The sequence below is a fragment of the Bradyrhizobium sp. CCBAU 11430 genome, assembly GCF_028128855.1.
Classification (GTDB): Bacteria; Pseudomonadota; Alphaproteobacteria; order Rhizobiales; family Xanthobacteraceae; genus Bradyrhizobium; species Bradyrhizobium ottawaense.
Genome location: NZ_LBJV01000003.1, coordinates 26,944 through 39,184, shown reverse-complemented (window position 1 = coordinate 39,184; position 12,241 = coordinate 26,944). Strand labels below are relative to the sequence as shown.

General features: G+C 62.7%; 10 protein-coding genes. 3 read left to right on the top strand and 7 right to left on the bottom strand.

Annotated features, from left to right (window positions below; translation table 11 throughout):
* Window positions 1–49 precede the first annotated feature (49 nt).
* The 6 genes from XI04_RS00190 to XI04_RS00165 form a co-directional block, all read right to left on the bottom strand.
* Window positions 50–1,258 carry a sensor histidine kinase gene (locus tag XI04_RS00190; protein ID WP_028143786.1) on the bottom strand — a complete coding sequence of 403 codons (1,209 nt, stop codon included), beginning with the start codon at window positions 1,256–1,258 and terminating at the stop codon, window positions 50–52.
* A 586-nt stretch (window positions 1,259–1,844) separates the two neighbouring features.
* A complete protein-coding gene (locus XI04_RS00185; RefSeq protein ID WP_271610375.1) occupies window positions 1,845–2,666 on the bottom strand; it encodes an outer membrane beta-barrel protein in 822 nt (273 codons plus the stop codon).
* A gap of 145 nt (window positions 2,667–2,811) precedes the next feature.
* Window positions 2,812–4,074, bottom strand: coding sequence for an arginine deiminase (gene arcA / locus XI04_RS00180; RefSeq protein ID WP_271610374.1), 1,263 nt, complete (start codon window positions 4,072–4,074; stop codon window positions 2,812–2,814).
* 26 nt (window positions 4,075–4,100) lie between these two features.
* On the bottom strand, window positions 4,101–5,534 hold the full coding sequence (locus XI04_RS00175; RefSeq protein WP_095426983.1) for a basic amino acid/polyamine antiporter: 1,434 nt from the start codon (window positions 5,532–5,534) through the stop codon (window positions 4,101–4,103).
* A 143-nt stretch (window positions 5,535–5,677) separates the two neighbouring features.
* Window positions 5,678–8,743 (bottom strand): efflux RND transporter permease subunit, encoded by a 3,066-nt coding sequence (locus tag XI04_RS00170; protein WP_271610724.1) that lies wholly within the window; start codon window positions 8,741–8,743, stop codon window positions 5,678–5,680.
* Entirely contained in the window at window positions 8,740–9,846 is a 1,107-nt protein-coding gene (locus tag XI04_RS00165; RefSeq protein WP_095427036.1) for an efflux RND transporter periplasmic adaptor subunit, read from the bottom strand. The genes XI04_RS00170 and XI04_RS00165 overlap by 4 nt, the downstream gene beginning before the upstream one ends.
* Window positions 9,847–10,119: 273 nt before the next feature.
* Here XI04_RS00165 and XI04_RS00160 point away from each other — a divergent pair, with 273 nt between their 5' ends.
* Both XI04_RS00160 and XI04_RS00155 read left to right on the top strand, forming a co-directional pair.
* Window positions 10,120–10,320, top strand: a complete 201-nt coding sequence (locus XI04_RS00160; RefSeq protein WP_152102550.1) for a DUF3551 domain-containing protein — start codon at window positions 10,120–10,122, stop codon at window positions 10,318–10,320.
* A 212-nt stretch (window positions 10,321–10,532) separates the two neighbouring features.
* Window positions 10,533–11,036: a DUF1269 domain-containing protein gene (locus XI04_RS00155; protein ID WP_028143792.1), complete on the top strand. Its 504-nt coding sequence runs from the start codon at window positions 10,533–10,535 to the stop codon at window positions 11,034–11,036.
* 20 nt (window positions 11,037–11,056) lie between these two features.
* Here the strand turns inward: XI04_RS00155 and XI04_RS00150 are convergent, their stop codons facing one another.
* On the bottom strand, window positions 11,057–11,767 hold the full coding sequence (locus XI04_RS00150) for a Bax inhibitor-1/YccA family protein (RefSeq protein ID WP_028143793.1): 711 nt from the start codon (window positions 11,765–11,767) through the stop codon (window positions 11,057–11,059).
* 136 nt (window positions 11,768–11,903) lie between these two features.
* On the opposite strand from XI04_RS00150, the gene XI04_RS38730 reads away from it, so the two are divergent.
* Window positions 11,904–12,203 (top strand): DUF6894 family protein, encoded by a 300-nt coding sequence (locus tag XI04_RS38730; RefSeq protein ID WP_414645265.1) that lies wholly within the window; start codon window positions 11,904–11,906, stop codon window positions 12,201–12,203.
* Window positions 12,204–12,241 lie beyond the last annotated feature (38 nt).

The window sequence follows — 12,241 nt, the reverse complement described above, 5'->3', positions numbered from 1 at the left end:
CCGAATCCGCATCGGCGATGGGCCGTGACCCCGGCCCGCCGCCCCGCAGTTAGTGTTTTTTCGCTGATTGTGCGCCTGCGCGGGCCCTTGCATTTGTCGTGGCCCCGCGGCGATTGGCCCTGTTCGCCGAGGGAGCATACGGAAATACTGCACACAGCACCGTGCCGGCATGCCGGGGCGCGCGACTGGATTGGATATCGAGCGTACCCCCGATCTCGTGCAGCCGTGCTTGCATCGCCGGAATTCCGACACCAACAGAGACCGCGCTCCTGCCGAAACCCGGCGGGAGCCCACGTCCATTGTCGCTGAGCGTCAGGTGAAACCGGCCGTCCGCGGTGTCGATAACGATGGCCACCTCGGTCGCGTTCGCATGACGGAAGACGTTCGTCAGCGCTTCCTGGACGACCCGTAGCAACGTTCGTTTCGTCTCGTAAGGCAACCGATCCACATCCGGCACGATGTTGACACTCGCGCGCAACGACGTGCGCGCCGCAAATCCCTCCGCGTACCGCTCGATCGCAGCCTTCAGGCCCTCACCGGCGAGGTTCCGGGGATGCAGCAGATAGGCAAAGGCGCGGATTTCCCGGAGGGCTTCATCGATCGATGCATCGATTTCGTCGCAGAGCCGCTCGGCCAAATCCGGTTCGCCGATGCTGCTTCGGATCCGCATGAGACCGAGACTCGCGGCAATCAGGTGCTGGCAGGTCGAATCGTGGAGATCGGACGCTATCCGCTGCTGGATGCCTTCCTGGATCGATACCAGGCCGAGGTTCACGTCAAGCCCGTTGCCCTGTCCGACCCCGCTCTCGAACGCGCGGCTGCGCAGGGCGCGGTGGCTGCCGATCAAGCGAACCGCACCACCACACGAAGATTGAACGACCGGAGTTACTACCGTTTCGACGTTCCGGGGCGAGCCGCCGAACGCGAGACGCTGCCGGATCCTGATTTCCGCTCCTTCCGCAACGCACGCCCCCAGCGCCTGGCAGACGATTCTAGCGTCGTCTGCGTTCATGCAATCGAACACATCCATGTCGTAAACGTCCTCCGGCGAGAGACCGAGCCGGGACCCGAACTCCGGATTGATCGCCTCATAGACGAAGCGCCCTTCAGGAGACGGGCGCACGACGAAGAGGAGATCAGTCGAAAACGTCCAATAGAGCGCTTCGATCGATTGTTCCGAACCTGTCCGCAGCCAGTTCCCGAGGCCGGTTCGATGCGACTCGCTGGCGGGGGAGACATGTACCTTCACGATACGCACTCACTCTTCTCCGGCGACATCGCGACGCTGACAACAGCATCACCTGTGTCCGCTCGCCTGTTCGGGGACATGTCCCCTCGCCGGCCCGCGGCGCCTTGGAGCCGATCCAATTATACACCTTGGAATCGCCCCACAACAAGAGGTAGCATTTCCTTAGGATTAAAATCTCGAATTCGCGAGGCGGCGTCTGCGCGGCGAAGCAGTTCGTGTCCTGCGCAAGCGCTCGAATTTGGCGCAACAGAGATTAAAAATGCGGAATTCCGAGACAGCGAACTCCCGCGCCGATAGGCGGCCATGCCTACCAACGTAGCGAGGCGCTAGCGGCTGCCGCCACCATTTGCGCCGGACCTCCTCCTGCGTTCCGTCCTTGCTTTCGGAGCCGTCGGAGGTGGCGCAATCTGCAGGGGATGCGATGGCAGCGTCAAACGGTTCGTCGCAGCATCGTCCCGAAGCGCATCGGTATCAAGACGCTGGCTTCGATCGACGGCATCGCGTGGATCGGCGGCGGCAAGGGATACCGCCGCTATGCCCACAACAATGCCGATCAACAGCGACAAGCCTCTTGCGTGCATCGATCGGATACCTCTCAGAATGCGAAATCCAGACGAGGGCCGATGCGAACGTCCCTGTATCGCCGTAGCGGTACGTTCGACGTTCGAGCCTCGTACAGCACGGTCGTCGTGAGCGACACATTGCTCGCAAAATTATACTTCAGGCCGACGTCTGCCGAATAGAGCTGATCGCGCCGCCCGCTATTGAGCCCATCGGTGAACCAGTAAGCCTCGAACAGTGGCGTGCTGACAATCGACCATTTGGAATCGAGCTTGACCTCGATACCGAGCACGGCGTCGAAGCGCCAGCGGCGCGCCTCCGCCAGGTCGGAAAATCGATAGGTCAGGAGCAGCAACGGCGAAAACGTCGCGTTGTCGAAGCGGAAGTCACGCGCAACCGAGCCCATCACATCGTTCGAGGTGAAGGCCAGGTCGCGGTAGATACCGTCAAAATCGTAGCGATGCTCGTAAATGGCGGAGAAACGCCAGCCGTCCCAGTTTTGGGTCAGGCGCCCGCCCATCCGCGCGACGGCAAAGTTGCCGTCCTTCTCACGCGAAAACGCTTCATATTGCGCGCGTGCATAGAGGCGGTACGACAGGTCATTGCTGAGGTTCCCGTCCAGCCGGACGCTCACGTCGGGCACGTAGTAAACATCCGACTTGCGGTTGTCCCGGGTAAACAGGGCGTTGTCGGTGAAGGTGGGCGCGATGGAACCGACGACGCTCCAGGATGGTGCGGAGGTGTACGGTACAGGGGCCGCGATCGTCTTGAACTCGGTGACATCAAGGTCGGCTGCACCTGCGGTGCTTGCGCCGAACAGACCAAAGATCGGCAGAAGAATTCTGGACCTTCGCATGGCGTCCCTCGATGGCTGTCGCGTGCATCGGGATTCGCGTCAGGCTGCGACACGATTGTGGCGTGTTAATGTTATTCGATTAAATCATGGGTTGATGAGATCGATCATCGTTTCGCAAACAGCCGCAAGGGCCGCTGCTGCGGGCCTAATAGTCGACTGCGTCCCTGATGATCGGACAGGTCATGCAATGACCGCCGCCGCGACCACGTCCGAGTTCCGCACCAACGATGGTGATGACCTCGATGCCCTCCTTGCGCAGCAGCGTGTTGGTGTAGGTGTTGCGGTCATAGGCAAACACGACGCCCGGGGATGCGCAGACGAGATTGGCGCCGCTATCCCACTGGGTTCGCTCGCGCATATAGGCATTTCCGCCTGTCTCGACCACGCGCAGCTTCTTCAGCCCAAGCGCCTCTGCGACGACCTCGACGAAGGGCTTTTCATCCTTGCGCAGTTCGACGCCTGCGGAGCTGTCGGCCGGACGGTAGGAAAATGCCGCGATATTGTTGACGATGTCCGGATAAAGCAGCACGCAATCGCGATCGGCGAACGTGAAGACCGTATCCAGATGCATCGCCGCTCGGAGCTTGGGCATGGCAGCCACGATCACGCGCTCGGCCGCCTTCTTCTTGAACAGGGCGGCGGCGAGCTGGCTGATGGCCTGCCGCGAGGTGCGCTCGCTCAATCCGATCAGCACGTTGCCCTTTCCGATCGGCATCACGTCGCCGCCCTCGAGCGTCGCAAGACCGTGATCCTGTGTCGGATCGCCCCACCAGACATTGACCTTGCCGGCGAAATCCGGATGGAACTTATAGATCGCGGCGGCGAGGATAGGCTCTTCGTGGCGCGCCGGCCAGAACAGCGAATTCAGCGTAACCCCTCCGTAGATCCAGCAGGTCGTATCGCGCGTGTACAGGGTGTTGGGAAGCGGCGGCAGGAGATACTCGGTCATGCCGGCCGCTTCCCGGATGAGCCTGAGCGTCTCGCCGCCGCGGGCTTCCGGAAAGTCCTGGGTCGACAATCCGCCGATCAACGTCTCCGCCAGCTCGCGCGGCTTGAGACTTTCCAAATAGCCGCGCAGCTCGTCGATCAGGCCGAGGCCGACCTGATTGGGGATTACCTGGTTGTCGAGAATCCACGTCCTCGCCTCCGGAATGGCGACCGTGTCGGCGAGGAGATTGTGCATCTCGACGACTTCGATACCGCGGTCACGCATCTTCTGCACGAAATCGAAATGATCGCGCTTGGCATTGTCGACCCATAGGACGTCGTCGAACAGCAAGGTGTCGCAGTTCGTCGGCGTCAGACGTTGATGAGCCCGCCCCGGCGAACAGACCAGCACCTTGCGCAGCTGGCCGACTTCCGAATGAACACCGAAGGAAATCCCTGCATCCGATGTCTGCTTTGTCATGGGGCCTATCTCCGGAACCGCTCCGTTCAGATCGTGATGTAGCCGGTGGCCAGGCCATGAATGCCGATGACCGCGCCGATCGCAACGACAATGAAGATGATCCACTCGACGAAGGTGAAGACTCTCGCCTTTTGCTCGAGGCGTGCCCACAAATACAGTGCCGTGCCGGGCGCGTAGAGGATGGCCGACAGCAGCAGATATTTCATTCCGGCCGCATAGATCAGGAAGAGCGTGTAGATCAGCGCAATTCCGGTAAAGACCAGCCCGCTTCGACGCTCGTCCGGACGCTTCTCATAGGTCTCGCCCCGCTTGACCAGCAGGAGCCCGTAGGCCGCGACCAGGAAAAACGGGATCAAATTCATGACGCTCGTCAGATTGAGCATCAGCGAGAAGGCGTCCCGCGACCAGTAGGTGCTGATGACGAAGAGCTGGACGACGATGTTGGTCAGCCACAGCGCCGCCGCCGGGACCTTGTTCTCGTTCTCGGTGCCGAACAGGGCCGGCATATCCCTGGTGCGGCCCGCGGCCGAAAGAACTTCGGTGCAAATCAAGCTCCAGGCGAGATACGCCCCGAGCACCGAAACCAGAAGTCCGATGCTGACGAAGACCGCGCCCCAATGTCCCACCACGGCCTCCAGCACCGCTGCCATGGACGGCTGACGCATGTCGGCGATGTCGGGACGCGGCAGCACGGCGTAGGGCAGCATGGTGACGAGCACCATCAGGCTGGTCACCATCACAAAGCCGATGATCGTCGCCGCGCCGACATGGGATCGCTCCTTGGCATAGCGGGAATAGACGCTGGCGCCCTCGATCCCGAGGAACACGAACACCGTGACCAGCATGGTCGCGCGGATCTGCTCGAAGAGGCCCTTGTCCGGCATGCCCTCGCCGCCCCAGAAATTGTCGCGGAACTGGTCGGCCTTGAAGGCGAAGATCAGGATGACGATAAAGACCAGGATCGGCACGATCTTGGCGATGGTCACGATGGTGTTGATCGCGGCGGCCTGTTGCACGCCACGCAGGATCATGAAGTGGAAAAGCCAGATCCCGATCGAGGCAACGATGATCGCGATGACGGTATTGCCGTCACCAAACACAGGAAAGAACGCGCCCAAGGTCGACTTGATCAGGACCCAATACGACACGTTGCCAATGCAGCTTCCCATCCAATATCCAAGCGCCGACAAGAAGCCGGGATAATCGCCGAAACCTGCTTTCGCATAGGCGTAGACACCAGCATCGAGTTCAGGCTTTCGCTCCGCCAACGACTGAAACACGCGCGCCAGCGTGTACATGCCACCGCCGGCGATGCACCAGGCTAAGATGGCGCCGAATGGACCGGTTGCGATGCCGAATGTGCGCGGCAGTGAGAAGATGCCGGAACCGACCATGGAGCCGACCACCATGGCCGTCAGAGCAAATAGCGAGAGCTTCTGGATCGACGGCGTCGCGCTCATGTGAAAGCCTCGGACCGCGAGGGATGGTCGGCGCGGCGGCCGCTTCGCTCGCTGCGACCCGGACGATGCGCCGTGGGGCACGCATGGCCAATCAGGTGATTACCTAGTCGAGGTCCGGGATTACCCTCACCGCCCACGCGCTCTCAGGCCGCGGACGAAGAGCCGGACGCTTCGGCCTGCTCCTTCCCGTCGAACCAGGCGACATACAGTGTCGGCAGGAAGACCAGGGTCAGACCGGTCGCAACCAGCAGGCCGCCCATGATCGCAAAGGCCATTGGCCCCCAGAACACCGTCGGAGCAATCGGGATCATGCCGAGAACGGTGGAGATGGCCGTCAGCATGATTGGACGAAAGCGGGAACTGCTGGCGTCCACCGCGGCCAGCCAGGGCCCCTTCCCCAGTGAACGCTCCGCCTCGATCTGACCGATCAGGATGACCGCGTTCTTGCTGATCATGCCGAGCAGCGCAAGCACACCGAGAATGGCGACGAAGCCCAACGGCCGGCCCGACAACAGCAGCGCTGCGACGACGCCGATCAGACCGAGCGGCGCAACACTGACGACCATCAACAATCGCGGAAAGCTCTGCAACTGGGCCATCAGGACCGTGAACATGACGAACAGCATCACAGGCACCACCGCCATGACGGACGCCTGCGAATTCCGGCTTTCCTCCACCGTGCCGCCGACCACGACGCGGTATGAAGCCGGCAGCGCCGCCTTCAGCTTTGCCATGGCCGCGGCCTGCCTGTTGACGACCGTCTCCGGCAGCACGCGGTCGGCAATGGCGGCCCGAACCGTGAGCGTGTGCACGCGATCTCGTCGCCAGATCAGAGGAAACTCCTGATCATACTCGAACGATGCAAACTGGCTCAGTGGAACGGTTCGCCCGCCCGCGATCGGCATCTGCAACGTGCGCAAGCTCGCCAGCGAGACGCGCTGTTCGTCGGTTGCGCGGACCACCACATCGACCAGGTAGATATCGTCCCGCACCTGCGTGACCGGCGTGCCGGATATCACGGTGTTCAGAACGGTGGAAATCGTCTGCGAACTGAGGCCGAGAAGGCGGGCCTCGTCCTGGTTGACGCGAATCCGCACCTGGCGATCGGGCTCCATCCAGTCGAAATTCACGCTCTTGGCGGCCGGATCGGCCCCGACGATCCGTGCGACCTCGAGCGCGATGTCGCGCACCCGCTCGACGTCCGGACCGCTGACGCGATACTGCAGTGGCCATCCGACCGGGGGACCGAGGCCGAGCGGAGACACCGACGAGATCGCGTTCGGAAACTCGTCGGCGAGGAATCGTTCCAGCTTGCCGTGGAGCCGCTCACGCGCCCCCATGTCTCTGGCGACGACGACCGCCTGCGTGAAGAAGTCGTTCGGCAATTCGACGCTGAGCGGCAGATAGAACCGGATCGCACCGCGCCCGACATTGGTGCTCCAATGCGCGACATCGGGATCGCCCGTGAGCATCTTGTCCAGACGCTTTGCCGCGGTTTCGCTGGCAAAAATCGATGCATTCTGCGGCAGGCTGAGATCGACCAGCAGTTCCGGCCGATCGGAGGACGGAAAGAACTGTTGCGGAACGAGCGGCAGCGCGAGCACGGAGGCGGCGAACAGCGCGGCCGTCCCACCGAGGGTCAACCACTTGGCGCGGATCGCCGATATCAGGAATCGTCGATACAGCCGGAACACCCGTCCGGGAGTCGTAGCGCCCTTCTGCGTTGGCGGGACAAGGATGGCAACGCCGAGCAGTGGCGCGAAGATCACCGCGACGAACCAGGACGCCAGCAGCGCGATCGCGACCACTGCGAACAGCGAGAACGTGTATTCGCTCGCGGCGCTGGCGGCAAAGCCGACTGGAATGAAGCCCGCGATTGTCACGAGCGTCCCCGCAAGCATGGCAAGCGCGTGGGTCCGAAACGCGTAGCTGGCGGCCTCGACCTTGCTGTCGCCCAACGCCAGGCGAATGAGCGTGGCGTCCGTTGTCGTCATGGCGTCATCGACCAGCAGGGCAAGCGCAATGATCAGGGCTCCGAGCGATATGCGCTGCATGTCGATCTGAAGGACCGCCATGACCGGGAACACGATCGCAAGCGTGAGCGGGATCGCCAGCGCGATGATCAGGCCCGGACGAACGCCGAGGCTGATGAAGCTCACGACCAGAATGATGGCGATCGCCTGCAACAACGAGGTCATGAACTCGCCGACCGCCTTGCCCACGACGACGGCCTGGTCGGCCACCAGGCTCGGCTCGATCCCGATCGGCAGATCAGCGGTGATCCGCACCATCTCCGCCTTGACGTTCCTGCCCAGCGCGAGGATGTCGCCGCCATCGCGCATGGCAATGGCAAGCCCAATCGCCGGACGGCCATTGATCCGGAACAGTGGCTGGGGTGGATCGGCGTAACCCCGCCGCACCATCGCAAGGTCGCTCAGGCGCAGCATGCGACCGCCGGCGGCGAAGTTGATATCGGCAATGTCCTGCTCGGACAGGAAGCTGCCCGACACCCGCAGCGATATCCGCTCCGTGCCGGTCTGAATCGTTCCCGCCGGCATCACGATGTTCTGCGCCCGCAACGCCGCGATCAGGGCCGTGCGATCGACGCCGAGATTTGCAAGCTCCTGCTTGGAGAACTCGACGAAGATCACTTCCTCCTGTGCGCCCAGCAGCTCGATCTTCGCGACATCCGGTACAGCCAGGAGCTGCGAACGGATCGCCTCGACCCGGTCACGCAGCTCGCGTTGCGCAAAGCCGTCGCTGGTGAAGCCGTAGACGATGCCAAAGGTGTCGCCGAAATCGTCGTCGAAGAACGGCCCGACGACACCGGCAGGCAGCGTATGGCGAATGTCGCCGATCGTCTTCCGTACGTGGTACCAGGTATCGGAGACATCCCGCGCATTGGCGCTTCCCTTGAGGTTCACGAAGATGGTCGTGAGGCCCGGCCGGGTGAAGCTGCGCAGGAAATCCAGATGCGGGGTCTCCTGCAATTGGCGCTCGAGGCGCTCCGTCAGCTGCTTCATCGTCTCGTCGGCCGTCGCCCCTGGCCAGACGGCATGAACGACCATGGTCCGGATCGTGAAGGCGGGATCCTCGTTCCGGCCCAGCCGGAAATATGACAGGACGCCGGCGGCCACCGCTATCAGCATGAGGTAGACGACCAGCGAGCGTCGCCCCAGTGCCCATTCCGAAAGGTTGAATCCACTCATCGCCCCGACCCGAGCACGCGCACCTTCTGGCCTGGATGAAGTGCCTGAACGCCTGCAGTCACGACGATCTCGCCGGCATCAAGCCCTTGCGCGACGATCACCTGCGCCTGGTCGAACCGCAGCACGTCGACGTTCCGCGCTGAGACCGTATTGGCCGAGGGATCGAGGACCCAGACGGCCGGCTGTTGATTCATCCTGGTCAGCGCGGTTGCGGGAATGCCGATCATCGGTCCGGAGCTCGCCTCGGCGCGCCCGACCACGGTCGCCCCGAGCCGCATCGCAGCCGGCGGATCGGTAAGGCCCACCTTGACCTCGAAGGTCCGCGTGACCGGGTTGGCCTGGGCGGCGACCTGCCGGACGCGCCCTTGCGCTGTCACTGCCGGATCGTCCGTGAGCGCGACCGTGACCTGCAGATCGGCAGGCGCCGCTCTCACCAGTTGGGCGGGCACATCGAAGATCGCATCGCGACCGTCCTGGCGAGCGATCTTCGCGATCGTCTGTCCGGCCTGGACGACCTCGCCGGCGGCGGGGCCGGTTTCGGTGACCTTGCCCGGCGCATCGGCGCGCAGCTCGGTAAAGCCGACTTGATCGTGGGCGGCGCTCAACTGGGCTTCGGCCATATCGAGCTGCGATTGGGCGGTCTGCTGCGCCTGCGTCGCGGCTTCGAAGTTGGCGCGGGTGGTCCAGCCCTGCGCCAGCAGCGTCTGCTGACGCTCGAAATGATTGCGGGCCTGAATGAGCTGGCCTTGCGCAGCAGCAAGCGCCGCCTGCGCCTGGCGTAGCGCGTTCGCTTCGTTCTGCGATTCCAGTTGCGCCAGAAGCTGGCCGGCCTGGACGCGATCACCAAGCCGGGTGCTGTTCGAAAGCAGCCGCCCGCCGATTCGAAATGCAATGCTTACCTCGTCCTCCGCCTCGATGCGCCCGGTGAACGTGAACGGCGTCAGCTGCTCGCGCTTCTCGACGGTGGTCGTGCGAACCGGACGTGGCGCCGGGGACGTATCCTCCACCGGGTCCCTTTCACAAGCGGCAACCAGCAGCGTGGCGACCGCTGCGACAAGCGCGATATTCAGCGGCCGCATCGGCATGACATGATCATCGGTCAACTGCTCCACCGACGATCTTGTCGATAGATCATCTCCCTTCCATCGGTAAATCTACTGAGCGATCACCGATGCAATCGTGGTCCGGAGAACCTTCCGGCAGCGGTCAGAAGATTCCCAGGGCAACGTCAGGCAATCACCCGATACCGGGGACGCCGCAAGCGGTGCATTAAGGCTGCACCTGCTCCCGCCGCGGCGCTCTCGCCAAAGCAGCAGGTGGCAAGGGAACCGGCCGCTCAGGCTCCGAATGATTCACACGACCTTAGGAGGATCGACATGAGAAAGCTGGCTTTGCTGTCCGCCGCCATCTTCATTGCGCTCAGCGCGATGGGCCCGTCGACGCCCGTACAAGCGCAGGATCTGGCATGGTGCTCGAAGATCAAGGGAATGCTCAACTGCATGTATGAGACCCGTTCCCAATGCCGCGCATCGGTGAGCGGACGGCAGGGCACCTGCGTGCAAAATCGCCGCCGCTGACGGCAGCGCTCAGTCCGATATCGGCCGGGCGGCGTAAATGACGCGCTGTTGGTTGTCGTACGCCACCCGGATTCGGCCTGAATGCCGCAACCGTCCCTGCCCCATCGGGACATTCCTCCGCCAACGTCCGGGGTTTCCTCCAATCGCGGCAGGTCTCCTTGCACGGTAGCTTCGACTGCTCCGGTTCGCATTTGGATCAACGGGAGGTGTCAATGTCCGATCTTGTCGCGATCGTGTATCCGTCGGAAGCAAAGGCAGAAGAAGTGCGCCAGCAGCTATTCAAGCTGCAGAAGGAATATCTGATCACAATCAGCGACGCCGTGATTGCCGTGAAGACGGACGCGGGCGGCATCAAGCTCAATCAACTCGTCAATACCACTGCGATGGGCGCAATGACGGGAAGCTTCTGGGGCCTTCTCATCGGCGTCCTGTTCCTGAACCCAATCCTCGGAGTCGCGGTGGGCGCCGCGTCCGGCGCGCTCGGCGGCGCGCTCTCGGACTTCGGCATCGACGACGCCTTCATGAAGAGCTTGTCGACCAGCCTCCAGCCCGGCAACGCGGCCTTGTTCGTCCTGATCAAGCACATGACGGCGGACAAGGTGATCAACGAGATCAAGAGCGCCGGCGGCGTCGTGCTCAAGACGTCACTCGACGAGACGAAGGAAAAACTCCTCCGCGATGCGCTGACGAGTGCAGTAGAGCGGCCGGCGGCCTGAAGCCGCCGTTCCTCCCTGTCTCAGCGCCGGCCGCCCGCAAGCCGCAGCAGCATCATGAAGAGGTTGATGAAGTTCAGATAGAGCGACAGCGCCGCGATGACCGACTTGCGACCCGCAGCGGTATGGTCATCCGCGCTGTCGTACATCGCCTTGATACGCTGCGTGTCGTAGGCCGTAAGCCCGGCAAATACGCCGACGCCAACGATCGAGATCAGCCAGTCAAGTGCGCTCGAGGACAGAAAGATGTTGATCAGGCTTGCGATGATGACGCCGATCAACCCCATGAACAGGAACGTGCCCAGCCCGGAGAGATCGCGTCGCGTCGTATACCCGAAGGCGCTGAGCGCTCCGAAACTCGCGGCCGCAATGAAGAAGACCCGGGCAATCGACGAGTTCGTGTAGATGTGGAACAACGTCGAGAGCGATACGCCGACCAAGGCGGCGTAGAGGAAGAACAGCAGCCGCGCCGTCGACACGGACAGCGTATTGATGCGCGAGCCGATGAAGAAAACCAGCCCCAGCGGCGCCAGAATGAAGACCCACATCAATGGGCTCTGCAGCAGCGCCGGGCCGGTGAGCTGATAGGTCAGCCAGGCCACGACGGCGGTCAAGCCGACGCCCGCGGCCATGTGTGCGTAGATGCGCAGCATGTATTCATGCAGGCCAGCGTCCACCGCAGACGCGCCGCCAGCCGGCTCTGCCGCAGTCAGGTTCTGATCGAAATTTGACACATCCGCCTCCTCTGGACTTCGCCGGGGAGACGACGCTAATCCTCGGGCTTCCGGAACGGCATCGGACAATCACCCGAATGCCGCCCGTGGAAATTACCCTCTGTCGCAGGCATCGCAGGGATGCCGCACATTACCGATGCGAGAACTTGGAACGACGTCTAAGCCCTTTGGCGTATGCTCCTTACGGCTTTGTCACTTGGAAGCCGGCGCGGGTCGCGATCTAACCCATGCCATGCGCTTCTTCTTTCACATCGCCGACAGATACGGCCTCTTTCCCGACGGGATCGGACAGGACTGCCGAGATCAGGATGCAGCCATCCTGCACGCCAGACGCCTTGCCGCCGAGCTCGCCAAGGCCGGTGAATTCTGCCGCGGCAGCGTCGTGCTTGTGGCCAGCCCGCCGCAGACGGCATGCGGAGCCCCGGGCGGCGGCTGATTTTTCTGCCCGCACCACCTACAGAGAATCCCTGATGT